The organism is Stutzerimonas degradans (genome assembly GCF_024448505.1).
In the GTDB taxonomy this organism is placed as follows: domain Bacteria; phylum Pseudomonadota; class Gammaproteobacteria; order Pseudomonadales; family Pseudomonadaceae; genus Stutzerimonas; species Stutzerimonas degradans.
In genome coordinates this window covers 1-24,955 of sequence record NZ_JAMOHV010000001.1, presented here as the reverse complement: position 1 = coordinate 24,955, position 24,955 = coordinate 1, and the positions used below count along the sequence as shown (strand labels likewise).

The 24,955-nt window shown below is 61.8% G+C and carries 23 protein-coding genes and 1 pseudogene; 4 read left to right on the top strand and 20 right to left on the bottom strand.

The window, feature by feature from the left end:
• Positions 1–3: 3 nt before the first annotated feature.
• From NAV27_RS00120 to rpmH, 20 genes and pseudogenes are all read right to left on the bottom strand, one after another.
• On the bottom strand, positions 4–789 hold the full coding sequence (locus NAV27_RS00120) for a DeoR/GlpR family DNA-binding transcription regulator (RefSeq protein ID WP_180981419.1): 786 nt from the start codon (positions 787–789) through the stop codon (positions 4–6).
• A gap of 69 nt (positions 790–858) precedes the next feature.
• Positions 859–2,223 carry a bifunctional UDP-N-acetylglucosamine diphosphorylase/glucosamine-1-phosphate N-acetyltransferase GlmU gene (glmU, locus tag NAV27_RS00115; protein WP_102828160.1) on the bottom strand — a complete coding sequence of 455 codons (1,365 nt, stop codon included), beginning with the start codon at positions 2,221–2,223 and terminating at the stop codon, positions 859–861.
• 133 nt (positions 2,224–2,356) lie between these two features.
• Positions 2,357–2,785: a F0F1 ATP synthase subunit epsilon gene (locus NAV27_RS00110; protein ID WP_102828161.1), complete on the bottom strand. Its 429-nt coding sequence runs from the start codon at positions 2,783–2,785 to the stop codon at positions 2,357–2,359.
• 75 nt (positions 2,786–2,860) lie between these two features.
• Positions 2,861–4,236 (bottom strand): annotated as a pseudogene (gene atpD / locus NAV27_RS00105) (F0F1 ATP synthase subunit beta).
• Positions 4,237–4,266: 30 nt separating this feature from the next.
• Positions 4,267–5,133, bottom strand: coding sequence for a F0F1 ATP synthase subunit gamma (atpG, locus tag NAV27_RS00100; RefSeq protein ID WP_102828162.1), 867 nt, complete (start codon positions 5,131–5,133; stop codon positions 4,267–4,269).
• 50 nt (positions 5,134–5,183) lie between these two features.
• Positions 5,184–6,728: a F0F1 ATP synthase subunit alpha gene (atpA, locus tag NAV27_RS00095; protein WP_054094241.1), complete on the bottom strand. Its 1,545-nt coding sequence runs from the start codon at positions 6,726–6,728 to the stop codon at positions 5,184–5,186.
• A gap of 15 nt (positions 6,729–6,743) precedes the next feature.
• Positions 6,744–7,280: a F0F1 ATP synthase subunit delta gene (locus tag NAV27_RS00090; RefSeq protein ID WP_054094240.1), complete on the bottom strand. Its 537-nt coding sequence runs from the start codon at positions 7,278–7,280 to the stop codon at positions 6,744–6,746.
• Positions 7,281–7,292: 12 nt separating this feature from the next.
• On the bottom strand, positions 7,293–7,763 hold the full coding sequence (locus NAV27_RS00085; protein ID WP_008569110.1) for a F0F1 ATP synthase subunit B: 471 nt from the start codon (positions 7,761–7,763) through the stop codon (positions 7,293–7,295).
• A gap of 93 nt (positions 7,764–7,856) precedes the next feature.
• Positions 7,857–8,084, bottom strand: a complete 228-nt coding sequence (gene atpE / locus NAV27_RS00080; protein WP_003290909.1) for a F0F1 ATP synthase subunit C — start codon at positions 8,082–8,084, stop codon at positions 7,857–7,859.
• Between the two features lie 55 nt (positions 8,085–8,139).
• On the bottom strand, positions 8,140–8,994 hold the full coding sequence (atpB, locus tag NAV27_RS00075; RefSeq protein ID WP_008569109.1) for a F0F1 ATP synthase subunit A: 855 nt from the start codon (positions 8,992–8,994) through the stop codon (positions 8,140–8,142).
• A 15-nt stretch (positions 8,995–9,009) separates the two neighbouring features.
• A complete protein-coding gene (locus tag NAV27_RS00070; RefSeq protein ID WP_077682426.1) occupies positions 9,010–9,408 on the bottom strand; it encodes a F0F1 ATP synthase subunit I in 399 nt (132 codons plus the stop codon).
• A gap of 137 nt (positions 9,409–9,545) precedes the next feature.
• Entirely contained in the window at positions 9,546–10,418 is an 873-nt protein-coding gene (locus NAV27_RS00065; RefSeq protein ID WP_102828163.1) for a ParB/RepB/Spo0J family partition protein, read from the bottom strand.
• A 9-nt stretch (positions 10,419–10,427) separates the two neighbouring features.
• The gene (locus NAV27_RS00060; protein ID WP_054094238.1) at positions 10,428–11,216 is read right to left on the bottom strand and encodes a ParA family protein; all 789 of its coding nucleotides are present in this window, start codon (positions 11,214–11,216) and stop codon (positions 10,428–10,430) included.
• Positions 11,217–11,249: 33 nt separating this feature from the next.
• Positions 11,250–11,891 (bottom strand): 16S rRNA (guanine(527)-N(7))-methyltransferase RsmG, encoded by a 642-nt coding sequence (gene rsmG, locus NAV27_RS00055; protein ID WP_102828164.1) that lies wholly within the window; start codon positions 11,889–11,891, stop codon positions 11,250–11,252.
• The gene (mnmG, locus tag NAV27_RS00050) at positions 11,891–13,783 is read right to left on the bottom strand and encodes a tRNA uridine-5-carboxymethylaminomethyl(34) synthesis enzyme MnmG (RefSeq protein ID WP_102828165.1); all 1,893 of its coding nucleotides are present in this window, start codon (positions 13,781–13,783) and stop codon (positions 11,891–11,893) included. The genes rsmG and mnmG overlap by 1 nt, the downstream gene beginning before the upstream one ends.
• A 452-nt stretch (positions 13,784–14,235) precedes the next feature.
• On the bottom strand, positions 14,236–15,603 hold the full coding sequence (gene mnmE / locus NAV27_RS00045) for a tRNA uridine-5-carboxymethylaminomethyl(34) synthesis GTPase MnmE (RefSeq protein ID WP_102828166.1): 1,368 nt from the start codon (positions 15,601–15,603) through the stop codon (positions 14,236–14,238).
• An 80-nt stretch (positions 15,604–15,683) separates the two neighbouring features.
• Positions 15,684–17,348: a membrane protein insertase YidC gene (yidC, locus tag NAV27_RS00040; RefSeq protein ID WP_102828167.1), complete on the bottom strand. Its 1,665-nt coding sequence runs from the start codon at positions 17,346–17,348 to the stop codon at positions 15,684–15,686.
• Between the two features lie 2 nt (positions 17,349–17,350).
• Entirely contained in the window at positions 17,351–17,596 is a 246-nt protein-coding gene (gene yidD, locus NAV27_RS00035; RefSeq protein WP_008569099.1) for a membrane protein insertion efficiency factor YidD, read from the bottom strand.
• A complete protein-coding gene (gene rnpA / locus NAV27_RS00030) occupies positions 17,589–17,984 on the bottom strand; it encodes a ribonuclease P protein component (protein ID WP_008569098.1) in 396 nt (131 codons plus the stop codon). The genes yidD and rnpA overlap by 8 nt, the downstream gene beginning before the upstream one ends.
• Before the next feature lie 14 nt (positions 17,985–17,998).
• Positions 17,999–18,133: a 50S ribosomal protein L34 gene (gene rpmH / locus NAV27_RS00025; RefSeq protein ID WP_003290924.1), complete on the bottom strand. Its 135-nt coding sequence runs from the start codon at positions 18,131–18,133 to the stop codon at positions 17,999–18,001.
• Positions 18,134–18,635: 502 nt separating this feature from the next.
• Between rpmH and dnaA the strand changes: the two genes are divergently transcribed.
• The 4 genes from dnaA to gyrB are packed head-to-tail and all read left to right on the top strand — an operon-like array spanning position 18,636 to position 24,759.
• The gene (gene dnaA, locus NAV27_RS00020; protein WP_008569097.1) at positions 18,636–20,084 is read left to right on the top strand and encodes a chromosomal replication initiator protein DnaA; all 1,449 of its coding nucleotides are present in this window, start codon (positions 18,636–18,638) and stop codon (positions 20,082–20,084) included.
• Between the two features lie 34 nt (positions 20,085–20,118).
• Positions 20,119–21,222, top strand: coding sequence for a DNA polymerase III subunit beta (gene dnaN / locus NAV27_RS00015; protein ID WP_102828168.1), 1,104 nt, complete (start codon positions 20,119–20,121; stop codon positions 21,220–21,222).
• Between the two features lie 11 nt (positions 21,223–21,233).
• Complete coding sequence (gene recF, locus NAV27_RS00010) at positions 21,234–22,337, top strand: DNA replication/repair protein RecF (protein ID WP_102828169.1); 1,104 nt, start codon at positions 21,234–21,236, stop codon at positions 22,335–22,337.
• Between the two features lie 4 nt (positions 22,338–22,341).
• Positions 22,342–24,759, top strand: a complete 2,418-nt coding sequence (gene gyrB / locus NAV27_RS00005; RefSeq protein WP_008569094.1) for a DNA topoisomerase (ATP-hydrolyzing) subunit B — start codon at positions 22,342–22,344, stop codon at positions 24,757–24,759.
• Positions 24,760–24,955 lie beyond the last annotated feature (196 nt).

Genomic DNA, 24,955 nt, shown 5'->3' with positions numbered 1-24,955 from the left:
GGGTCAGGTCTCCAGATTGGGTTCGATGGCCGCGCAGATCAGTCTGACGCCACGGGCCTGAATGGATGCGCGCGCCGCGTCTGAGAGGCGCTCGTCGGTGATCAGGGTGTGGATTCTGCCCCAGGGCAGTTCCAGATTAGGGATGCGCCGGCCGATCTTGTCGGACTCGGCCAGCACGATGACTTCGCGGGCAACCTCGGCCATCACCCGCGACAACCCCAGCAGTTCGTTGAAGGTGGTGGTGCCACGCTCCAGATCGATGCCGTCGGCACCGATGAACAGCTGGTCGAAATCATAGGAGCGCAGCACCTGTTCGGCCACCTGGCCCTGGAAGGACTCGGAATGCGGGTCCCAGGTGCCGCCGGTCATCAGCAGCACCGGCTCGTGCTCCAGCTCGCGCAACGCGTTGGCCACGTTCAGCGAGTTGGTCATCACCACCAGCCCGTGCGTGTGGCCGAGCTGCGGGATCATCGCCGCGGTGGTGGTACCGCTGTCGATGATGATCCGCGCATGCTCGCGGATGCAGCCAACCGCGGCGCGGGCGATGGCCTGCTTGGCCGGCGAGACCGGCTGCACGCCGTCGCCGATCAGCTCCTGCGGCAGCGACACCGCGCCGCCGTAACGGCGCAGCAGCAGACCATTCTTCTCGAGCGCGGCAAGGTCCTTGCGGATGGTGACTTCGGAGGTTTCAAAGCGCTGCGACAGCTGATCGACGCTCACCTCGCCCTGCTCGGCGAGCAGCGCAAGGATCGCGTGGCGGCGTTGCGGTGTGTTGCGCTTCGACATCAGCGATGTTTCGATCCGAAAGTTACAGGCGCGAATCAAAACATAAAGCGTTTGGAGGCTGCAAGCGGAGTCTTAGGACTTCTTCTTCACCGGCCTCTGCCAGCCATCGATGTTGCGTTGACGACCGCGGCCGAGGCCGAGGGTGTGCGCGGGTACGTCTTCGGTGATCACCGAACCCGCGCCGGTGGTAGCACCGTCGCCGAGCATGAGCGGCGCGACCAGCGAGCTGTTGGAACCGATGAACACGTCTTCGCCCATCACCGTGCGGAACTTGTTGGCGCCGTCGTAGTTGCAGGTGATGGTGCCGGCGCCGATGTTGGTCCGCGCACCGATCTCGGCGTCGCCCAGGTAGCTGAGATGGCCGGCCTTGGCGCCCTCGCCGAGCACCGCGTTCTTCAGTTCGACGAAGTTGCCGACGTGCGCCTTGCGGCCGAGCACCGCGCCGGGCCGCAGCCGGGCGAACGGCCCGCAGTCGGCGCCCTCCCCCACCTCGGCGCCTTCCAGGTGCGAATTGGCCTTGATGATCGCGCCCTTGCGCAGGACGCTGTCCTTGATCACGCAATTGGGGCCGATCTGCACATCGTCCTCGATCACCACGCGGCCTTCGAGGAGCACGTTGACGTCGATCAGCACGTCGCGACCGACCGCAACCTCGCCCCGCAGGTCAAAACGCGCCGGATCGCGCAGGGTGACACCTTGCGCCATCAGCCGCCGCGCCGCGCGCTGCTGGTAGTGGCGCTCCAGCTCCGCCAGCTGAATGCGGTCGTTGGCGCCCTGCACCTCCATTGCGTCCAGCGGTTGCTCGGTGGCGACGCGCAGACCGTCCGCGACCGCCATCGCGATCACGTCGGTCAGGTAGTACTCGCCCTGTGCATTGCTGTTGGACAGGCGGCCCAGCCATTCACCGATCCGCGCGCCCGGTACGGCGAGGATGCCGGTATTGCCTTCGCGGATGGCCCGCTGCGCGGCGCTGGCATCCTTGTGCTCGACGATGGCCTGCACCTCGCCCTGAGCGTCGCGCACGATGCGGCCGTAACCGGTCGGATCAGCAAGCTCGACGGTGAGCAGCGCGAGCTGGTCGGGGCCGACCTTGTGCAGCAGTCGCTGCAGGGTATCGGTTTCGATCAGCGGTACGTCGCCATAGAGGATCAGCACCCGTTCGGCCGTCAGGTTCGGCAGCGCCTGCGCCACCGCGTGGCCCGTACCGAGCTGCTCGGCTTGTACGACATAGCTCAGATCGTCACCCGCCAGGCGCTGACGTACCTGTTCGGCACCGTGACCGATCACCACCTGGATGCTCTTTGGCTGCAGCGCGCGGGCAGTGTCGATGACGTGGCCGAGCATGGACTGCCCGGCCACCGGATGCAGGACCTTCGGCAGGGCGGAACGCATGCGGGTGCCCTGACCAGCGGCGAGAATGACGATATCAAGAGACATGACGGTGATCCTGAACGGTTTGGCGCCGTCCGTTGGCCGGGCAGGTCGGTCGCCGGTGCGGACAGAATGGCGGAAAAGAAAAAGGGTAGCCAAGGCTACCCTTTTACTCGTACGCGATGAAGTCGCGGATCGATCAGTGCCGACCGTACTTCTTGCGCAGTGCCTCGATGGTCCGCAGCTGGGCAGCGGCCTCGGCGAGACGAGCGGCGGCGGAACCGTAATCGAATTCCGCGCCCTTCTCGTTCAGCGCCTTTTCCGCGGCCTTGACCGCAGCCTGCGCAGCGGCCTCGTCGAGGTCCCTGGCGCGCGTGGCGGTATCGGCAAGCACCTTCACCATGTTCGGCTGCACTTCGATGAAGCCGCCGGAGATGTAGAAGATCTCTTCGTCGCCACCCTGCTTGATCACCCGCACCGGACCCGGCTTGAGATCGGTCAGCAGAGGCGCGTGGCCCGGCAGGATCCCGATGTCACCCAGGTTACCGTGAGCGACGACCATTTCCACCAGCCCCGAGAACAGCTCTTCTTCCGCGCTGACGATGTCGCAGTGGACTGTCATAGCCATACATATGCCTCGGTAATCGGCCTGGCCGGCCGAGGCCGGTCAGGCTGGATCGGCGCCCGCGAACGGGCGCGCCAGTTACAGTTTCTTGGCCTTCTCGATGGCTTCGTCGATGGTGCCGACCATGTAGAACGCCTGCTCCGGCAGGTGGTCGTAGTCACCATTGAGAATGCCCTGGAAGCCACGGATGGTTTCCTTGAGGGACACGTACTTGCCCGGAGCGCCGGTGAAGACCTCGGCCACGTGGAACGGCTGCGACAGGAAGCGCTGGATCTTACGCGCACGAGCAACGAGTTGCTTGTCCTGCTCGGACAGTTCGTCCATACCCAGGATGGCGATGATGTCCTTCAGTTCCTTGTAGCGCTGCAGCACGTACTGCACGCCGCGAGTCACTTCGTAGTGCTCCTGGCCAACTACCAGCGGATCCAGCGAACGGCTGGTGGAGTCCAGCGGGTCCACGGCCGGGTAGATACCCAGGGAAGCGATGTCACGCGACAGAACGACGGTAGCATCGAGGTGGGCGAAGGTGGTCGCCGGGCTCGGGTCGGTCAGGTCGTCCGCGGGAACGTATACGGCCTGGATCGAGGTGATCGAACCGGTCTTGGTGGAGGTGATGCGCTCCTGCAGAACGCCCATTTCCTCGGCCAGAGTCGGCTGATAACCCACCGCGGACGGCATACGACCCAGCAGTGCCGACACTTCGGTACCGGCCAGGGTGTAGCGGTAGATGTTGTCGATGAACAGCAGAACGTCGCGACCTTCCTCACGGAACTTCTCGGCCATGGTCAGGCCGGTCAGGGCAACGCGCAGACGGTTTCCCGGCGGCTCGTTCATCTGGCCGTACACCATCGCCACTTTGTCGAGAACGTTGGAGTCCTTCATCTCGTGGTAGAAGTCGTTACCCTCACGAGTACGCTCACCCACACCGGCGAACAGGACAGACCGCTGTGCGCCTTGGCGATGTTGTTGATCAGCTCCATCATGTTCACGGTCTTGCCGACACCGGCACCACCGAACAGACCAACCTTGCCGCCCTTGGCAAACGGGCAAACCAGGTCGATGACCTTGATGCCGGTTTCCAGCAGGTCGTTGCCGCCCGCCTGATCAGCGTAGCTCGGCGCCGCGCGGTGGATGCCCCACTGCTCGTCGCAGGCAACCGGACCGGCTTCGTCGATCGGCTCGCCGAGGACGTTCATGATGCGGCCCAGGGTGCCGGTACCGACCGGAACCTGGATGGCGTTGCCGGTGTTGTTGACGTCCAGACCGCGCTTGAGGCCTTCGGTCGAACCCATCGCGATGGTACGAACAACGCCGTCGCCCAGCTGCTGCTGGACTTCCAGGGTGGTCTCGGCGCCTTGTACTTTCAGCGCGTCATAGACGTTCGGCACCTGATCGCGCGGGAATTCCACGTCGATGACGGCGCCGATGATTTGAACGATACGTCCGCTACTCATGTTTGGTTCCTCTGAATATTTGAACCGTTCTTAAACCGCGGCAGCGCCGCCGACGATTTCCGAAATTTCCTGAGTGATCGCAGCCTGACGGGCCTTGTTGTAGACCAGTTGCAGGTCGCCGATCAGCTCCCCGGCGTTGTCGGTTGCGTTCTTCATGGCAATCATCCGCGCGGCCTGTTCGGCTGCGCCGTTCTCAACTACCGCCTGGTAGACCTGGGACTCGATGAAGCGCACCAGCAGGGCATCCAGCAGCTGCTGGGCATCCGGCTCGTAGAGGTAGTCCCACTGACCTTTCTTGACCGGCTCGGCGCTCGCGTCTGCCGCCAGGGGCAGCAGCTGATCGACCGTCGGCTTCTGGGTCATGGTGTTGATGAACTTGTTGGATGCCAGGTACAAGCGATCGATACGGCCTTCGTTGAAGCCGTCCAGCATGACCTTGACGCTACCGATCAGATCGTTGATCGACGGTGCTTCGCCGAGGTTGCCGATCGCCGCAACGACGTTACCGCCGAAGCTGCGGAAGAAGCTTGCGCCCTTGTTGCCGATCACGCACAGGTCGACCTCGACCCGCTGGTCGTGCCACTCCTTCATGCTCTTGATCAGGGCCTTGAACAGGTTGATGTTCAGGCCACCGCACAGACCACGATCGGTCGACACGACGATATAGCCGACACGCTTGACCGGACGCTGCACCATGAACGGATGACGGTATTCCGGGTTGGCATTGGCCAGATGGCCAATCACCTGCCGGATCCGCTCCGCGTAGGGACGGCTGGCCGCCATGCGCTGCTGAGCCTTGCGCATTTTGCTGACCGCCACCTTTTCCATGGCGCTGGTGATCTTCTGCGTGCTTTTGATGCTCGCAATCTTGCTGCGAATCTCTTTTGCGCCTGCCATTTGACACCTATCGGGTTAGCAGGCGGGAGCCTTGCGGCTCCCGCTGCGGCTTACCAGCTCTGCGTGGCCTTGAACTTCTCGATACCCGCCTTCAGGCCGGCGTCGATTTCGTCGTTGAAGTCGCCCTTCACGTTGATCTTCGCCATCAGATCGGCGAACTCGCGGTTGAAGAAGGCGATCAAGGCCTGCTCGAAGGCGCCAACCTTGGCCACTTCCACGTCCGCCAGGTAGCCACGCTCGGCGGCATACAGGGACAGGGACATGTCGGCGATGGACATCGGCGCGTACTGCTTCTGCTTCATCAGCTCGGTGACGCGCTGACCATGCTCCAGCTGCTTGCGGGTCGCTTCGTCGAGGTCGGAAGCGAACTGTGCGAATGCGGCCAGTTCACGGTACTGAGCCAGTGCGGTACGGATACCACCGGACAGCTTCTTGACGATCTTGGTCTGCGCGGCACCACCGACGCGGGATACCGAGATACCGGCGTTGACGGCCGGACGGATGCCTGCGTTGAACATGGCCGATTCTAGGAAGATCTGACCGTCGGTGATCGAAATCACGTTGGTCGGAACGAACGCGGAAACGTCGCCCGCCTGGGTTTCGATGATCGGCAGAGCGGTCAGGGAACCGGTCTTGCCAGTCACCGCACCGTTGGTGAACTTCTCGACATACTCCTCGGAAACGCGCGAAGCACGCTCCAGCAGACGGCTGTGGAGATAGAACACGTCGCCCGGGTAGGCTTCGCGTCCCGGCGGACGGCGCAGCAGCAGGGAGATCTGGCGATAAGCCACGGCCTGCTTGGACAGGTCGTCATAGACGATCAGCGCGTCTTCGCCGCGGTCGCGGAAGTATTCACCCATGGTGCAGCCGGAGTACGGAGCCAGGTACTGCAGGGCAGCGGACTCGGACGCCGAAGCGGCAACGATGATGGTGTTGTGCAGCGCGCCGTGCTCTTCCAGCTTGCGCACCACGTTGGCGATGGTCGACTGCTTCTGACCGATGGCGACGTAGACGCAGCGGATGCCGCTGTTACGCTGGTTGATGATGGCGTCGATGGCCATCGCGGTCTTGCCGATCTGGCGGTCACCGATGATCAGCTCGCGCTGGCCACGGCCGACCGGGATCATGGCGTCGACCGACTTGTAGCCGGTCTGTACCGGCTGGTCGACCGACTTACGCCAGATCACGCCCGGTGCCACTTTCTCGACCGCATCGGTCAGCTGGGCATTGATCGGGCCCTTGCCGTCGATCGGGTTACCCAGGGCATCGACCACGCGACCCAGCAGTTCCGGACCTACCGGAACTTCGAGGATGCGGCCGGTGCACTTGGCGCTCATGCCTTCGGTCAGGCCCAGGTAGTTACCCAGAACCACGGCACCGACGGAGTCCTGCTCCAGGTTCAGTGCCATGCCGAAGATGCCGCCAGGGAACTCAATCATCTCGCCGTACATGACGTCGGCCAGACCATAGATGCGTACGATACCGTCGGAAACGCTGACGACGGTGCCCTCGTTACGGGCTTGAGCGGCGACATCGGATTTCTCGATGCGCTGCTTGATGATTTCACTAATCTCGGAAGGATTCAGTTGCTGCATGCCATGACCCTCAAATCAGGATTTCAACGATTCGGCCAACTGGCTCAGTTTGCCGCGGACCGAACCGTCGACAACCACGTCACCGGCGCGAATCAACACGCCGCCGATCAGCGCAGGGTTCACGACCTGCTGGAGGTTGACGGTACGATCTAGCCGCTTCGACAGGGCGGCAGCCAAAGTTTGGAGTTGCGCATTGCTGAGCTCGAAGGCGGTTTCAACCTCTGCCTCGAGCGTTTTCTCGGCTTGCGCCTTGATGTCCTCGTACAGCTCCCACACGGTCGGCAGGACCGTCAGGCGATCATTCTCGCCAAGGGTCTGGACGTAGTTGCGGAACGCTTCGTCGGCATCGTTGCCGAGCAGACGCACCAATTCCTGAACCTTGCTCGCGCTGGTCAGGCGGGGGTCGTTCAGCAACGCCGCGACTTCAGGGACTTCAACAGCGATGGCGGCCAGGTTCAGCATCTTCGACCAGGAACCGGTCTGTCCGGCCGCGCTGGCGAACTCGAAAGCGGCTTTCGCGTAAGGCCGAGCAAGCGTCTGGGTATTGATCATCGCTTGCCTCGCTTAGAGTTGGGAGGCCAGTTTTTCGACCAGCTCGTTGTGCACCTTGGCGTCCACCTGGGACTCCAGGATCTTCTCCGCACCGGCGACGGCCAGAGCCGCTACCTGACTGCGCAGTTGGTCCCTGGCACGGTTCACTTCCTGTTCGATCTCGGCGCGTGCACCGGCGACCAGACGCTCGCCTTCGACACGTGCCTGCTGCTTGGCTTCCTCGATGATCGAGTTGGCGTGCTTGTTCGCCTGCTCGAGAATCTGGGCAGCCTGCTCCTTGGTCTCACGCAGGGTGTTGGACACCTTGTCCTGAGCCAGCTTCAGGTCTTGCTGCGCACGGCCTGCCGCATCCAGCCCTTCAGCGATCTTCTTCTGGCGTGCGCTCATGGCAGCCGTGATCGGCGGCCAGACGAACTTCATGCAGAACCAGACGAAGATAGCGAAGGCGAGCGTTTGACCGAACAGCGTCAAGTTAATGTTCACAGCGATATACCTCGTGCTATCTCGTTCAACGCGGGAGTCATTCCACGGCGACGGGGTTCGCCCGGCGAACCCCATCTCAAACCGGAAAAATGATTAACCGGCGACAACGAAGATGAGGTACATCGCGATACCAACGCCGATCATCGGCACGGCGTCGAGCAGACCAGCCATCAGGAAGGTCTTGGTCTGCAGCTGCGGGGCCAGCTCAGGCTGACGCGCGGTGGATTCCAGCAGCTTGCCGCCCAGCAGGGCGAAGCCGATGCCAGTGCCCAGGGCACCCAGACCGATCATGATGGAGGCGGCGATGTAGACGAGTTCCATGTAAAGCTCCTGAAGCTAGGGGGGTTTAAGGTTTTTCGGTTAAAGCGTTGCGTTTTCAGTGATGTTCTTCATGGGCAGAGCTCAGGTACACCACCGTCAGTACCATGAAGATGAAGGCCTGAAGCGGGATCACCAGGATGTGGAAGATCGCCCAAGGCACATTCAGGGTCCACTGCACGTAGAACGGCAGCAGTGCGATGAGGATGAACACCACCTCACCGGCATACATGTTGCCGAACAGACGCAGTGCGAGGCTGAGCGGCTTGGTCAGCAGACCGAGGATTTCGAGGAACAGGTTGAACGGCACCAGCGACCAGTGGTTGAACGGAGTGAACGCCAGCTCCTTGCTGAAACCACCGAAGCCCTTGACCTTGACGCTGTAGAACAGAATCAGGATGAACACGCCGAGCGACAGGCCGAAGGTGCCGTTGGGATCGGCGGTCGGCACGATCTTGAACGCCGGCAGACCGAGCAGACCGGCGATGCCCGGAATATAGTCGACCGGAATCCACTTCAGGCTGTTCATCAGGAACACCCAGACGAAGATGGTCAGCGCCAGCGGAGCGATCAGCGTATTGCGGCCGTGGAAGGTGTCCTTGACCACGCCTTCGACGAATTCCACGCACATCTCGACGAAATTCTGCAGCTTGCCCGGTACGCCCACGGTGGCGGCCTTGGCAGCACTGCGGAACAGCAGGATGAACAGCGCGCCCATCAGCAACGACCAACCCAGGGTATCCAGGTGTACGGCCATGAAGCCCATGTCGCGCGCTTCGAGGCCGGTCTGGGCAATGGTCCAGGTCGCCTGATCGAGGACGCTGCCATCAGCACGCTCGTAACCGGCCGGCAGCTTGCCGTAAGTCAGGTTTTGCAGGTGATGCTGGATATATTCAGCCGGTGTGCTCGCCATAAACGCCTCAAATGCTCAATGCTTCGGATTGTTTTTCATCAGCAGGAGTGCACTCGCGCCGACGCCCAGCACCAGCAGGTAGCCGGTGAACAGGGCAACCGGTTCGAGCGGTCTCACCCCCACAAACACCAGCGCAAAAAGCGCTGCTGCCAGAATCTGTTTACCCATCTCGCCGGACCAGAAGGACTGGATGATCGCCCTGGTCGAGCGTGCGCCAAAATAACGGAATGCCTTGTAGGCGAAGTACAGATTCGCCAACCAGGCGATCAGCCCACCGAGCAACGCCGAATAACCGGCGACGATGCCGAAAACCATTCCACAAAGGACCGCGGCCGCCAGGGCTGCCAATACCTGTATCTGCAACACGCGAACGGCCGGCAAACGGTGCAAAGGCGTCTTGTTGCGTATGTTCACCAAAAAACCATCGCTGGCGGCGAGGCCGCGCTGGGCGCGTTTGCGCAGTCCAAAAAAGCGCGGCGAGTATAGGAGGAGGACCCACCTCGTTCAACCATCGGGTAGTAATTTCCGACCGGCACTACAAATTCTTTGTATCAGCGGATGTGCGCCAGTACGCCCTGCAGCTCATCCAGCGAATTGTAGCGGATCACCAGCTGCCCCTTGCCCTTCTGACCATGCTTGATCTGTACCGGAGAGCCCAGCCGCTCGGCCAGGCGCTGTTCCAGACGGCTGATGTCCGGGTCTGCCTTGACGGCGCTTTTCGCCGCCGGCTTGCCACTCAACCACTGGCGAACCAGCGCCTCGGTCTGCCGTACCGTCAATCCGCGTGCGACAACATGCCGCGCGCCATCGATCTGCTGTTCGGCCGGCAGGCCGAGCAGGGCACGGGCGTGGCCCATCTCCAGATCCCCATGCGACAGCAGCGTCTTGATCTCCTCCGGCAGCGCGATCAGGCGCAGCAGATTGCTGATCGAGACCCGCGACTTGCCCACCGCATCGGCGAGCTGCTGCTGGGTCAGCTGGAATTCCTGCTGCAGGCGCTGCAGCGCTACCGCTTCCTCGATCGGGTTGAGGTCCTCGCGCTGGATGTTCTCGATCAGCGCCATCGCGATGGCCGCTTCATCGGGAATATCGCGTACCAGTGCCGGAATGCTGTCCTTGCCGGCCTGCTGACTGGCACGCCAGCGGCGTTCGCCGGCGATGATCTCGTAGCGACCGCCGCTGATCGGACGCACCACGATCGGCTGCATCACGCCCTGACTGCGGATCGACTGCGCCAGTTCATCGAGGGCCGTCGGATCCATGTCCCGGCGTGGCTGGTACTTGCCGCGTTGCACGAGATCCAGCGGCAGGTGCTGCAACTCGCGGTCGTCGACGCGTACGGCATCTTCCTGCATCGCCGCGACCGTGGCGCCGCCGAGCAGGGCATCCAGCCCGCGTCCGAGCCCTCGTTTCTTGGTAGCCATGAAGATTCCTTATGCGATAGCGCTGCGTGCGGCCTTGCGCTGACGCCGCGACAACTCGCCAGCCAGCGCCAGGTAGGCCATCGCGCCTTTGGATTGCTTGTCGTACGCCAGCGCCGGCATGCCATGGCTCGGCGCCTCGGCCAGGCGCACGTTGCGCGGGATGACGGTGTCGTAGAGCTTGTCGCCGAAGTGCGCCTTGAGCTGCGCGGACACATCGCTGGTCAGGCTGCTGCGCGGATCGTACATGGTGCGCAACAGGCCTTCGATGGTGAGATTGGGATTGAGCAGCTGGGCGATGCGCTGGATCGAGTTGACCAGATCGCTCAAGCCCTCCAGCGCGTAATACTCACACTGCATGGGGATGATCACGCCGTCGGCGGCGGTCAACGCGTTGATGGTCAGCATCGACAGCGACGGCGGACAGTCGATGAGGATGTAGTCGTAATTTTCGCGCACCGGTGCCAGCGCCTCGCGCAGGCGATTTTCCTTGGCCGGCAGGTTGAGCAAGGCCACTTCGGCCGCGGTAAGGTCGCGATTGGCTGGCAGCAGCTGGTAGCCGCCATGTTCGGAGAACTGCATGGCATCGACCAGGCTGCATTCGCCGATCAGTACGTCGTAGATCGAGTACTCAAGATTGAGCTTGTCCACACCGCTGCCGGTGGTGGCGTTGCCCTGCGGATCCAGATCGATCAGCAGCACCCGACGCCGCGTCGCCACCAGCGATGCCGCCAGGTTGATGCAGGTGGTGGTCTTGGCGACACCGCCCTTCTGGTTGGCGATGGCGAATACTCTGGCCATGATCAGTCTCTGTCCCCGGTCATGAATCGTGGGTCACGAAGTGCGGCGCAGTATCAGCAGATGGCGCTGGCCTTGGCAACCGGGAACCTTGAGCACGTGACAGGCCTCCAGCCGGAAGTCCGCGGGCAGTGCCTGCAGCTCGTCGTCGGGCTGCACGCCCTTCATCGCCAGCCAGCGCGTCTCGGCTCCGCCGAGGTGGCGGGTCCAGGCCGCGAAATCCTGCAGCGCGCTGAAGGCGCGCGAACTGATACCGTCAAACGGTGCGTCCGGGCGGTACTGCTCGACACGGCTGTGGATAACCTCGAGGTTGGCCAGGCTGAGTTCCAGCTTCACCTGCGTGAGGAAGCGGGTCTTCTTGCCGTTGGAGTCCAGCAGGGTGAACGCGCGTTCGGGAAACATGATCGCCAGCGGGACGCCCGGCATGCCGCCGCCACTGCCCACGTCCAGCCAGCGTGTGCCGCCTTCGGCGACGAACGGCACCACGCTCAAGCTGTCGAGCAGGTGGCGCGAAACCATCTCGTCCGGGTCACGCACGGCAGTCAGGTTGTAGGCCTTGTTCCACTTGATCAGCAGCGCCAGGTAGGCGAGCAGTTGCTGCTGTTGCCGCTCGCTCAGCTCGATGCCGAGCTCACGGGCGCCGCACAGCAGTTCGGCGGCATGCGCATCACTGACCATCAGGCGCTGTGCTCCAGCTGCTGGCCGGCGCCGCGCTTCTTCAGGTGGATCATCAGCAGCGACACCGCCGCCGGCGTGACGCCGGGGATGCGCGAGGCCTGGCCGAGGGTTTCCGGACGCGCCTGGGCCAGCTTGTGCTGGATCTCCTTGGACAGCCCGGAAATGCTCGCGTAGTCGATGTCCGCCGGCAACCGCAGATTCTCGCTGGCACGCAGCCGCTCGATCTCTTCCTGCTGGCGTTCGATGTAGCCGGCGTACTTGGTGCGAATCTCCACCTGTTCGGCGACCTGCGGATCCGCAACGCCGTTGCCGGTCAGCTCGACCAGGCTCTGGTAATCGATTTCCGGGCGCGCCAGCAGATTGAGCAGGTTGTATTCGCGGGTCAGCGGGCTGTCGAAGCGCGCGCTGATCGCCGCGTTCTCGGCGCTGCCCGGATGCACCCAGCTGTTCTTCAGGCGCTGTTCTTCGCGCTCGATGCCTTCGCGCTTGGCGCAGAACGCCGCCCAGCGGGCGTCGTCCACCAGGCCAAGCTCGCGGCCCTTCTCGGTCAGACGCAGATCGGCGTTGTCCTCGCGCAGGATCAGCCGGTATTCGGCGCGCGAGGTGAACATGCGATACGGCTCCTGCGTGCCGAGGGTGATCAGGTCATCGACCAGCACGCCGAGGTAGGCCTCGTCGCGGCGCGGACACCAGCTGTCGCGTCCCTGGGCACGCAGTGCCGCATTGGCGCCGGCGAGCAGCCCCTGAGCCCCCGCCTCCTCGTAGCCGGTGGTGCCGTTGATCTGCCCGGCGAAGAACAGCCCGCCGATGACCTTGGTCTCCAGGCTGTACTTGAGGTCGCGCGGATCGAAGTAGTCGTATTCGATGGCGTAGCCCGGACGCACGATGTGCGCATGCTCCATGCCGAGGATGCTTTGCACGATCTGCAGTTGCACGTCGAACGGCAGCGAGGTGGAAATGCCGTTGGGATACAGCTCGTGGGTGGTCAGGCCCTCGGGTTCGAGGAAAACCTGGTGGCTGTCCTTGTCGGCGAAGCGGTGGATCTTGTCCTCGATGGACGGGCAATAGCGTGGCCCGACGCCTTCGATCACCCCCGAATACATCGGCGAGCGGTCGAGGTTGGCGGCGATGATCTCGTGGGTGTGCGCATTGGTGTGGGTGATCCAGCAGCTGACCTGGCGCGGATGCTGCTCGCGCTTGCCGAGGAACGACATCACCGGCAGCGGCGTATCGCCCGGCTGCTCGGTCATCTGGCTGAAGTCGACCGAACGACCGTCGATGCGCGGCGGTGTGCCGGTCTTCAACCGACCGACGCGCAGCGGCAGCTCACGCAGGCGTTGCGCAAGCGCAATCGACGGCGGATCGCCGGCTCGGCCGCCGGAGTAATTCTGCAGCCCGATGTGGATCAACCCACCGAGGAAGGTACCGGTGGTCAGCACCACCGAGGTGGCGAAGAAACGCAATCCCATCTGGGTGACCACGCCCTTGACCACGTCCTGTTCGACGATCAGGTCGTCGGCGGCCTGCTGGAATATCCACAGGTTCGGCTGGTTCTCGAGTATTTCGCGAATCGCCGCCTTGTACAGCACGCGGTCGGCCTGCGCGCGGGTGGCGCGGACCGCCGGTCCCTTGCGGCTGTTGAGCACACGAAACTGGATACCGCCGAGGTCGGTGGCAACCGCCATCGCTCCGCCCAACGCATCGATTTCCTTGACCAGATGGCTTTTGCCGATACCGCCAATGGCGGGGTTGCAGCTCATCTGGCCGAGGGTTTCCACGTTGTGGCTGAGCAGCAGGGTCTTCACGCCCATGCGTGCCGCTGCCAGAGCAGCTTCGGTGCCGGCATGACCGCCGCCGATCACGATCACGTCAAAACGGGAAGGGAAGTCCACCACGCACCTCGTGCCTGTTCAGATGGGAAATTTCGGGAAGCCGCGAAGTATAGGCAGTTAGCCCACGCATAAGAAGGGCTCTGGACAAAAAATGATCAGCCAGGGGCCAGGCGGTGAAAACACATAAGAAAGAAGAAATTTATAAAGAGCTTGTTTATATGTTTATGTATGGAGTCAGCCTTTTCTGTGGATAACCTTCTGTAGCCTCCGTTCTGTCTAGATCACAGGTAAAAATAACCCTGTGCGCTAGCTGGGGCGTGCCGGTGCAGTGCCCGTCACTAACCTGTGTATATAAAGCAGGGTTATGCACAGGCGCGGTTATCCGCACTCTCCAGGCCCGCTTATCGACCGACCTCAGGGCAGGTTGTGCACAGGGTTGCGGTAAACACAAAGGCACGCCGTTGGGCGTGCCTTTGTGGAGTTCAAAGCGGAATGGCGTTCGCGGAACGCTGTCACTTGCCGATGCAAAAGCTCGAGAAAATGCGTCCGAGCAGATCGTCCGAGCTGAACGCCCCGGTGATTTCGCCAAGTGACTGTTGTGCCAGGCGCAGGTCCTCGGCCAGCAGTTCGCCAGCGCCGGCCTGAGTCAGCTGGGCATGGCCGTGTTGCAGATACTGCTCGGCCAGGCGCAACGCATCGAGGTGCCGACGGCGTGCGCTGAAACTGCTTTCCGCGGTCTGCTCGTACCCCATGCAATGCTTGAGATGTTCGCGCAGCAAATCGATGCCCTCGCCTGCCTTGGCGCAAAGACTGAGGGTGACGTGACCGTCGGCGGCCTGGTTCAGCACGATAGCCTCGCCAGTAAGATCGGCCTTGTTACGAATCAGCGTGACCTTGTCCGGCTGTGGCTGGCTGGCAAGGAACTCGGGCCACAATGCCAGTGGATCGCTTGCCTCGGGCGAGCTGGCGTCGACCACCAGCAGCACGCGGTCCGCGCTGCCGATGGCGTCGAGCGCGCGTTCCACCCCGATGCGCTCGACCTGATCGTCGGTAGTGCGCAGACCGGCAGTGTCGAGAACGTGCAGCGGCATACCGTCGATGAGGATGTGCTCGCGCAGCACATCACGGGTGGTACCGGCGATATCGGTGACAATCGCCGCTTCACGACCGGCCAGTGCATTGAGCAGGCTGGACTTACCAGCGTTCGGCCGCCCGGCGATGACTACGGTCATACCATCACGGAGCAATGCCCCCTGCCCGGCTTCGCGCAACACTGTGGATAACTCGTTGCGGACGCCGTCCAGCAGCTGGAGCACGTGTCCGTCGGCAAGGAAGTCGATCTCCTCCTCGGGAAAGTCGATCGCCGCTTCGACGTAGATACGCAGCTGTATCAGTCGTTCGGTGAGCTGGTGTACCCGCCGGGAAAATTCGCCCTGCAGGGAGCGCACCGCATTGCGTGCCGCCTGCGCCGAGCTTGCTTCGATAAGGTCGGCGATCGCTTCGGCCTGGGCCAGATCGATCTTGTCGTTGAGAAAGGCCCGCTCGCTGAACTCGCCGGGACGCGCCAGCCGCGCACCGAGCTCCACGCAGCGCCGCAGCAGCTGATCGAGCACCACCGGGCCGCCGTGCCCCTGCAGCTCCAGCACGTCCTCGCCGGTAAACGAGTGGGGGCCGGGGAAGAACAGCAGCAGGCCTTCGTCGATCACCTCGCCGTCGTTGGCATGGAACGGCCCGTAGTGGGCGTGGCGCGGCGTGGGTTCGCGACCGCTGAGGGTGATCGCCAGCGCGCGTGCGCGTGGCCCGGAAACCCGGACGATACCTACCCCACCGCGACCAGGCGCGGTGGCGACGGCGGCGATGGTGTCGCGAACGATGCTCATGGCAGCTCTCCGATATTGGCCGGGCAAATAGCAGAACGCCCCATTCAAGGGGCGTTCTCGGTGTCGATGACTGGAGGCGGTCAGGCGCTCTTGGCCTGCTCGATCTGCCGGGTAATGTACCACTGCTGAGCGATCGACAGGACGTTGTTGACCACCCAGTACAGCACCAGACCAGCCGGGAACCAGAGGAAGAAGAAGGTGAAGATGATTGGCAACAACTTCATCACCTTGGCCTGCATAGGGTCCGGCGGCGTCGGGTTGAGCTGCTGCTGGATGAACATGGTGACGCCCATGATGATCGGCAGGATGAAGAACGGATCCTTGATCGACAGGTCGGTGATCCAGAACATCCAAGGCGCCTGGCGCATTTCCACGCTTTCCAGCAGCACCCAGTACAGGGCGAGGAAGACCGGCATCTGCACGATGATCGGCAGGCAGCCGCCGAGCGGATTGATCTTCTCCTTCTTGTACAGCTCCATCATCGCCTGCGAGAGCTTCTGGCGATCATCACCGTACTGGTCCTTGAGCGCCTGCATCTTTGGCGACACCGCACGCATGCGCGCCATCGATTTGTAGCTGGCGGCCGACAGCGGGAAAAACGCCAGCTTGATGATGATGGTCAGGACGATGATCGACCAGCCCCAGTTGCCCAGCAGCGCGTGGATGTTCTCCAGCAGCCAGAAGATCGGCTGGGCGATAAACCAGAGAATGCCGTAGTCGACGGTCAGGCGCAGGCCGGGCGACAGCTCTTCCAGCTGCTCCTGGCTCTTTGGCCCCGCGTACAGCGTCGCGCCGGTCTCGCCTTGCGCACCTGCGGCAACGCTGACTGCCGGACCGGTAAAGCCGATGATGTAGTTGCCTTGGCTATCCTTGCGGGTTTGCACCAGGTTGGTGTCGCCGGGCTGGGGAATCCAGGCGGTGACGAAGTAGTGCTGCAGCCAGGCGATCCAGCCGCCCTGAACCGTCTCGCGCAGGCTCTTGTCATCCATGTTGCCCATCGACACCTTGGTGTAGGGCTCGTCCTTGGTCCACAGCGCGGCGCCCAGATAGGTGGCGGTGCCGGTTGCGGTGCTCGAGGACGGATCGGCGCTGGCGTCGCGCTTGAGCTGGCCGAACAGATGACCGGTCCAGGGTTTGCCGCTCTGGTTGTCGATCAGGTAACGCACAGCCAGATCGTACTGGCCGCGTTCGAAGACGAAGCGCTTGGTGTAGTCGACGCCGTCGGCACTGTATTTCAGATCGACCACCAGCTGATCCTGGCCCTCGCCAAGCTGATAGTCGGTTTTCTCGCTGCTGTACTGCGGACGGGCGCTGGCCTTGTCGGGACCGTCGCCAATCAGGCCGCTCTGGGCCTCGTAAGTCCGCTCGCCGCTGCGTTCGAACAGCTGGAACGGTATGTCCGGACGATCTTGCCGACGTGGGTACTGCGGCAGACGCAGTTCGACGATGTCGCCGCCATGCGGATCGATCGCCACGTCCAGTACGTCGGTGCGCACGCGGATCAGCTGCTTGCTCGGCTCGCTGGCCGCAATGGCGTTGGCCTCCGGCTGGCCAGCCAGGCTGGGAACGTCTTCGTTGGCCGCGGCGTTCGCTGGGGTTGTCTCCGGCAATGCGGCCACGGACGGCTGGGTTTGGGCGGTCTCGGCCGGAAGTGCGGCCTGGCCATAATCCTGGTTCCACTGCAGAACCATCAGGTAGGCAACGACTGCCAATGCCACGAGCAGGATCGAGCGTTTGATATCCATGGTTACTCGGCCATCGATGATGAATTGGAAGTTTTGGGAGAAGGCACGGGATCGTAGCCGCCTGGATGCCACGGGTGGCATCGGCCGAGTCGACGTAGACTCAGCCAGCCGCCCTGCAGCAAGCCATGTGTTTCGATGGCTTCTAGCGCATAGCACGAGCAGCTGGGATAGAAACGGCAATGGCTGGCCATCATCGGACTGATGGCGTACCGGTACAGCTTGATGGAAGCGATGGCCAAGTTACGCATGGGTAGGGTTGGCTGCTCCAGGATCGCCCGTTAGCGCGGGCTGCTGGCGGGACAAGCGTTTCCACAGTTTGGTGAACTGCCGGGCCAGCTCGGGATTGTCCAGATCGGCCAACCCCTTGCGTGCAACGATCACCACATCCCATCCAGTCAGCTCAAGCTGGTGCTGACGAAACGTCTCGCGTATCTGCCGCTTGATGCGATTGCGCTCGACCGAGAGCTTGACGCTCTTCTTGCCGATCACTAGACCGAGACGCGGATGTTGCAGACCGTTCTCGCGTGCCAGTAGCAGGACGTTCCTGCCAGGCACCTTGCCGGTCGGGGAGTCGAACACACACTTGAACTGGCGCGGTGTCAGCAGACGCTTTTCCCGGCCGAACTCTCGACTCACCCCCTGTGCCGATGTCAGACGGTCAGACGCTTGCGGCCTTTGGCGCGACGACGCGACAGGACTTGACGGCCGTTCTTGGTGGCCATGCGGGCACGGAAACCGTGGGTACGAGCGCGCTTGATGGTGCTGGGTTGGAAAGTGCGTTTCATGGTGCGTTTACCTGGTGATCCATTGCGGGCCGGAATGGCCCCCTTTCAAGAGACCGGCGATTGTAGAGAAGCAACCCGGTCAGGTCAATTTCCAGCCAGCCACGTCCGAGAAGAAATAGAAAGAAAAGAATTAGAAAAGCTTTTCCAGATATAGAGCTTGTATATGTTGCTCGCACTATCTGTGGATAACACCGCGGAAGCGTTGCCGCAGTAGACGCGTGTCAGGCTGAAACCCGGTGGAGCACGCGTGCGTTTCCAGTGGTTATGACGTTAGCTAGCTGAGGATAACCGCGAACGATATCCACAATCACGTGCCATCTCAGCTTGATCACAGCCTTTTCAACCGATCTTAGGCGGGGTTATCAACAGGGGTCATTTCATCGCTGCGGATAGCCGTGTCCGCTATGTGGCGGAGTTGTCGCGGAGGGAGTTGTGGATAACCCGGATGGCGACGGCTACAATGGCGGCCTTCTGAACTCGACGAAGGTTGATAGGAGTTTCCGTGTCGGTGGAACTTTGGCAGCAATGCGTAGACCTGTTGCGCGATGAGCTGCCTACTCAGCAATTCAACACATGGATTCGCCCACTGCAGGTGGAGAGCGAAGGCGACGAGCTGCGCGTCTATGCTCCCAACCGTTTCGTCCTCGATTGGGTCAACGAAAAGTACCTTTCGCGCCTGCTTGAACTATTGACCGAGCGTGCCGATGGCATGACACCGGCGCTGTCGCTGCTCATTGGCAGCAAGCGCACCGCACCTGCTGCGCTGCCTTCCGCGGCGGCTGCACGGCAGCAGATGGCTGTGCCTGTCGTTACCATCGCCGATGCTACCTCTGTCACTCCGATGGAGCAGGCGGCGACAACTGTCGCAGAGCCGGAGCCTGAAGTGGCCCGCCCAACGCGTAACGTGCAGGTCGAAGGCGGGCTCAAGCACACCAGTTATCTGAATCGCACCTTTACCTTTGAAAATTTCGTCGAAGGCAAGTCCAACCAGCTCGCCCGCGCGGCGGCCTGGCAGGTGGCGGACAATCCCAAGCATGGCTACAACCCGCTCTTTCTCTACGGCGGCGTCGGCCTCGGCAAGACCCACCTGATGCATGCGGTGGGCAATCACCTGCTGAAGAAAAATCCCAATGCCAAGGTGGTGTACCTGCATTCGGAGCGCTTCGTCGCGGATATGGTCAAGGCCCTGCAGCTCAACGCGATCAATGAATTCAAGCGTTTCTACCGTTCGGTCGATGCGCTGCTGATCGACGATATTCAGTTCTTCGCCAAGAAGGAGCGCTCGCAGGAGGAGTTCTTCCACACCTTCAATGCGTTGCTCGAAGGGGGCCAGCAGGTCATCCTCACCAGCGACCGTTACCCGAAGGAGATCGATGGCCTGGAAGAGCGCCTGAAGTCGCGCTTCGGCTGGGGCCTGACCGTTGCGGTCGAACCGCCGGAGCTGGAAACCCGGGTGGCGATCCTGATGAAGAAGGCTGATCAGGCCAAGGTCGATCTGCCGCATGATGCTGCCTTCTTCATTGCCCAGCGCATCCGCTCCAACGTGCGCGAGCTTGAGGGCGCGCTCAAGCGGGTTATCGCTCATGCGCATTTCATGGGGCGAGAGATCACCATCGAGCTGATCCGCGAGTCGCTCAAGGATCTGCTGGCGTTGCAGGACAAACTGGTCAGCGTTGACAATATCCAGCGCACCGTCGCCGAGTACTACAAGATCAAGGTTGCCGATCTGTTGTCGAAACGACGCTCGCGCTCCGTCGCGCGTCCGCGCCAGGTGGCGATGGCGCTGTCCAAGGAGCTCACCAATCACAGCTTGCCGGAGATCGGCGATGCGTTCGGTGGGCGCGATCACACCACGGTACTCCATGCTTGCCGTAAGATCGCCGAATTACGCGAAATAGACGCCGATATTCGTGAAGATTACAAGAATTTGCTGCGAACTCTGACAACCTGAATGCGATCCATCCAATAAGGCAAGGGACCAGACCATGCATTTCACCATTCAGCGCGAAGCCCTGTTGAAACCCCTGCAACTGGTTGCTGGTGTTGTCGAACGGCGGCAGACCTTGCCAGTGCTTTCCAACGTCCTGCTGGTCGTGCAGGGACAGCAGCTGTCGCTGACCGGTACCGACCTGGAAGTTGAACTGGTCGGTCGCGTGACTCTCGAAGACGCGGCTGAACCCGGTGAGATCACCGTCCCGGCGCGCAAGCTGATGGACATCTGCAAGAGCTTGCCCAGCGATGCGCTGATCGACATCCGCCTCGACGAGCAGAAGGTGCTGATCAAGTCGGGACGTAGTCGCTTCACGCTTTCCACGCTGCCGGCCAACGACTTTCCCACCGTGGAAGAAGGCCCCGGGTCGCTTGGATTCAGTGTCGAGCAGGGCAAGCTGAGGCGCCTCATCGAGCGCAGCAGTTTTGCCATGGCGCAGCAGGATGTCCGTTATTACCTCAACGGTATGCTGCTCGAGGTTTCCAACGGCATGCTGCGTACCGTCGCCACCGATGGTCATCGGCTGGCCATGTGCTCCATGCTGGCCGGTATCGAGCAGGCTGACCGCCATCAGGTCATCGTTCCGCGCAAGGGTATTCTCGAGCTGGCGCGTCTGCTCACCGAGCAGGATGCCGAGGTCAGCATCATGCTCGGCCAGCATCACGTGCGGGCCACTACCGGCGAATTCACTTTTACTTCGAAGCTGGTGGACGGCAAGTTTCCGGATTACGAGCGTGTACTGCCGCGCGGTGGAGACAAGCTGGTCGTCGGTGACCGCCAACAGCTGCGCGAGGCATTCAGCCGTACGGCCATTCTGTCCAACGAGAAGTATCGCGGCATCCGCCTGCAGCTGGAGAGCGGCCTGCTGAAGATCCAGGCTAACAACCCGGAGCAGGAGGAAGCCGAGGAAGAGGTCGCGGTCGACTATAACGGTGGCTCGCTGGAGATCGGCTTCAACGTCAGCTATCTGCTCGACGTGCTGGGCGTAATGACGACCGAGCGGATCCGCCTGATTCTGTCCGACGCCAATAGCAGCGCGCTGCTGCAGGAATTCGACAACGACGATTCCGCTTACGTCGTGATGCCGATGCGTCTGTAACCTCCGTTTCGATGTCCCTGACCCGCCTGAGCGTCACCGGGGTGCGTAATCTGCAACCGGTGACGCTCGCTCCCTCCCCTCGCATCAACATCCTCCACGGCGATAACGGCAGCGGCAAGACCAGTCTGCTCGAAGCCATTCACCTGCTCGGGCTGGCCAGGTCGTTTCGCAGCACCCGACTCAATCCTGTCATCGCGTACGAGCACCCCAGCTGCACGGTTTTCGGTGAAACCCAGCTTGCCAGTGGGCAGCTCTGCGCATTGGGTGTGGCACGCGAGCGTGGTGGCGACTTGCGCATCCGCATCAATGGCCAGAACGCGCGCAGCATGTCAGAGCTTGCCGATACGTTGCCGTTGCAGCTGATCAATCCAGATAGTTTCCGTCTGCTCGAAGGTGCGCCGAAGTTGCGGCGGCAGTTCCTCGATTGGGGGGTGTTCCACGTGGAACACCGCTTCCTCGGTGCATGGCAGCGCGTGCAACAGGCCCTGAGGCAACGGAACTCGTGGCTGCGGCGTGGTACACTTGACGCCGTTTCGCAGGCCGCCTGGACGCGCGAATTGGCGCAGGCGAGCGACGAGATCGACGGCTATCGACGCCGTTACATCCAGGTTTTCAAGCCGGTTTTCGAGCGTACCCTAGCGGCGCTGTTGCAGCTGGAAGAGCTGCAGCTGAGCTACTACCGCGGTTGGGACAAGGAGCGTTCGCTTGAGGACGTACTCGATGCCTCCATCGATCGTGATCGAGCGTTAGGCCATACCCAGGCTGGGCCGCAACGCGCCGATCTGCGGTTGCGTATCGGTGGTCACAACGCAGCTGACGTGCTGTCACGCGGTCAGCAGAAGCTGGTGGTTTGCGCACTTAAAATCGCGCAAGGACATCTCGTCAGTGAGGCGAAGCGCGGCCAGTGCATCTATCTGGTCGACGACTTGCCGTCGGAGCTGGACGACCAGCACCGCCAGGCGTTGTGTGAATTGTTGGAACAACTCGACTGCCAGGTTTTTATCACCTGCGTCGACTCGACTGTTTTGCAAGCAGGCTGGAAAGCAGAAACGCCAGTCTCAATGTTTCACGTGGAACATGGGCGCATTACCCAGACCACGGCCCTTTCGGAGTGAAAGTATGAGCGAAAATCACGCGTACGATTCGTCCAGCATCAAGGTGCTGAAGGGGCTCGACGCCGTACGTAAGCGCCCTGGCATGTACATCGGCGATACCGATGATGGTACCGGCCTGCACCACATGGTCTTCGAGGTCGTCGACAACTCCATCGACGAAGCGCTCGCCGGCCACTGCAGCGACATTTCCATCACCATCCATACCGATGAGTCGATCACCGTACGCGACAACGGCCGCGGTATTCCGGTGGATATCCACAAGGAAGAAGGTGTTTCCGCGGCGGAAGTGATCATGACCGTGCTGCACGCCGGCGGTAAGTTCGACGACAACTCCTACAAGGTGTCCGGCGGCCTGCATGGCGTGGGCGTATCGGTGGTCAACGCGCTGTCCGAGGAGCTGCTGCTGACGATTCGCCGCGAAGGCAAGGTCTGGGAACAGCTCTATCGCCACGGCGTTCCGCAGGCGCCGTTGACCGCGGTCGGTGTTACCGAGGGTTCCGGCACGGAGATTCATTTCCGTCCCTCACCCGAGACCTTCCAGAACATCCATTTCAGCTGGGACATCCTGGCCAAGCGCCTGCGCGAACTGTCGTTCCTCAACTCCGGCGTCGGCATCGTTCTGCGTGACGAACGCAGCGCCAAGGAAGAGCTGTTCAAGTATGAAGGCGGTCTGAGCGCATTCGTCGCCTATCTGAACACTAACAAGACCCCGGTCAACCAGGTCTTCCACTTCAACGTGCAGCGCGACGATGGCGTCGGTGTCGAAGTGGCGCTGCAGTGGAACGACAGTTTCAACGAGAACATCCTTTGCTTCACCAACAACATCCCGCAGCGTGATGGTGGTACCCACCTCGCCGGTTTCCGTTCGGCGCTCACCCGTAACCTGAACAACTACATTGAGCAGGAAGGGCTGGCGAAGAAGCACAAGATTTCAACCACGGGCGACGACGCACGCGAAGGACTCACGGCGATCATTTCGGTGAAGGTGCCGGACCCGAAATTCAGCTCGCAGACCAAGGACAAGCTGGTTTCTTCCGAGGTGAAAACCGCGGTGGAACAGGAGATGGGCAAGTACTTCGGCGACTTCCTGCTCGAGCACCCCAACGAAGCCAAGGCGGTGGTCGGCAAGATGATCGATGCCGCCCGTGCGCGCGAGGCAGCCCGTAAGGCCCGTGAAATGACCCGTCGCAAGGGCGCGCTGGATATCGCCGGCCTGCCGGGCAAGCTGGCCGACTGCCAGGAGAAGGACCCTGCCCTCTCCGAACTCTACATCGTGGAGGGTGATTCCGCGGGTGGCTCGGCCAAGCAGGGCCGCAACCGCAAGACCCAGGCGATCCTGCCGCTCAAGGGCAAGATCCTCAACGTCGAGAAAGCGCGCTTCGACAAGATGCTTTCCTCGCAGGAAGTCGGCACGCTGATCACCGCGCTGGGCTGCGGTATTGGCCGCGAGGAATACAACATCGACAAGCTGCGCTACCACAACATCATCATCATGACCGATGCTGACGTTGACGGCTCGCACATCCGCACGCTGCTGCTGACCTTCTTCTTCCGTCAACTGCCGGAACTGATCGAGCGCGGCTACGTGTACATCGCCCAGCCGCCGCTGTACAAGGTCAAGCGCGGCAAGCAGGAGCAGTACATCAAGGACGATGAGGCGATGGAGGAATACCTGACTCAGTCCGCCCTGGAAGATGCCAGCCTGCACGTCAACGAGAGCGCACCGGGGCTTTCCGGCGAGGCCCTCGAGCGCCTGGTCAACGAGTACCGTTCGGTGATGAAGACACTGCAGCGCCTGTCGCGCCTGTATCCGCAGGAGCTGACCGAACACTTCATCTATCTGCCGCGGATCAGTGTCGAGCAGCTCGCCGATGAGTCGGCCATGCAGGCCTGGCTGGAGCTATATGCCGACAAGCTCAAGGGTGTCGAGCGCTCGGGACTGAGCTACAGCGTCAGTCTGCGCGAGGACAAGGAACGCCACCTGTGGCTGCCGGAAGTGGCGATCACCTCGCATGGCCTGGTCAGCTATGTCACCTTCAATCGCGATTTCTTCGCCAGCAACGACTATCGCACCGTCACCGCGCTGGGCGAGAAGCTCAGCAGCCTGCTCGAGGAAGGTGCCTACGTGCAGCGTGGCGAGCGTAAGAAGGCCGTCGCCTCGTTCAAGGATGCCCTCGACTGGCTGATGACCGAAGGCACCCGTCGCCATAGCGTGCAGCGCTACAAGGGACTGGGCGAGATGAACCCCGAGCAGCTCTGGGAAACCACCATGGATCCTGCCGTGCGTCGCATGCTGAAGGTAACCATCGAGGATGCCATCGCCGCCGACCAGATATTCAATACGCTTATGGGCGATGCGGTAGAGCCCCGTCGCGACTTTATCGAGACCAATGCGCTGGCCGTATCCAACCTCGATTTCTGATCGCTCGCTTATGCATTCCAGCAAAGAAGACCCGGCGCAAAGCCGGGTTTTTTCTGTTCGCATATATAGTCAATGCTTATCGACCAAAGACGTTTAATCAATTTCTAAATTACCCACGCGCACCGTAAGGTAGAGACATCAAGTTCAGTCATCTTCCTTTTGCCAACTCTGTAGCGGGGTAAACCGAATGTTGGAT

Excerpts from the sequence above, each read along its gene's own strand:
- atpE (WP_003290909.1), bottom strand. The coding sequence starts at position 8,084 with ATGGAACTCGTCTACATCGCCGCCTCCATCATGATCGGTCTGGGTGCC.
- NAV27_RS00060 (WP_054094238.1), bottom strand. The coding sequence starts at position 11,216 with ATGGCCAGAGTATTCGCCATCGCCAACCAGAAGGGCGGTGTCGCCAAG.
- NAV27_RS00110 (WP_102828161.1), bottom strand. The coding sequence starts at position 2,785 with ATGGCTATGACAGTCCACTGCGACATCGTCAGCGCGGAAGAAGAGCTG.
- mnmE (WP_102828166.1), bottom strand. The coding sequence starts at position 15,603 with ATGAGCATCGTTCGCGACACCATCGCCGCCGTCGCCACCGCGCCTGGT.
- dnaN (WP_102828168.1), top strand. The coding sequence starts at position 20,119 with ATGCATTTCACCATTCAGCGCGAAGCCCTGTTGAAACCCCTGCAACTG.
- NAV27_RS00065 (WP_102828163.1), bottom strand. The coding sequence starts at position 10,418 with ATGGCTACCAAGAAACGAGGGCTCGGACGCGGGCTGGATGCCCTGCTC.
- yidC (WP_102828167.1), bottom strand. The coding sequence starts at position 17,348 with ATGGATATCAAACGCTCGATCCTGCTCGTGGCATTGGCAGTCGTTGCC.
- rpmH (WP_003290924.1), bottom strand. The coding sequence starts at position 18,133 with ATGAAACGCACTTTCCAACCCAGCACCATCAAGCGCGCTCGTACCCAC.
- recF (WP_102828169.1), top strand. The coding sequence starts at position 21,234 with ATGTCCCTGACCCGCCTGAGCGTCACCGGGGTGCGTAATCTGCAACCG.
- atpA (WP_054094241.1), bottom strand. The coding sequence starts at position 6,728 with ATGCAGCAACTGAATCCTTCCGAGATTAGTGAAATCATCAAGCAGCGC.
- gyrB (WP_008569094.1), top strand. The coding sequence starts at position 22,342 with ATGAGCGAAAATCACGCGTACGATTCGTCCAGCATCAAGGTGCTGAAG.
- yidD (WP_008569099.1), bottom strand. The coding sequence starts at position 17,596 with ATGCGTAACTTGGCCATCGCTTCCATCAAGCTGTACCGGTACGCCATC.
- glmU (WP_102828160.1), bottom strand. The coding sequence starts at position 2,223 with ATGTCTCTTGATATCGTCATTCTCGCCGCTGGTCAGGGCACCCGCATG.
- atpB (WP_008569109.1), bottom strand. The coding sequence starts at position 8,994 with ATGGCGAGCACACCGGCTGAATATATCCAGCATCACCTGCAAAACCTG.
- atpG (WP_102828162.1), bottom strand. The coding sequence starts at position 5,133 with ATGGCAGGCGCAAAAGAGATTCGCAGCAAGATTGCGAGCATCAAAAGC.
- NAV27_RS00090 (WP_054094240.1), bottom strand. The coding sequence starts at position 7,280 with ATGATCAATACCCAGACGCTTGCTCGGCCTTACGCGAAAGCCGCTTTC.
- rsmG (WP_102828164.1), bottom strand. The coding sequence starts at position 11,891 with ATGGTCAGTGATGCGCATGCCGCCGAACTGCTGTGCGGCGCCCGTGAG.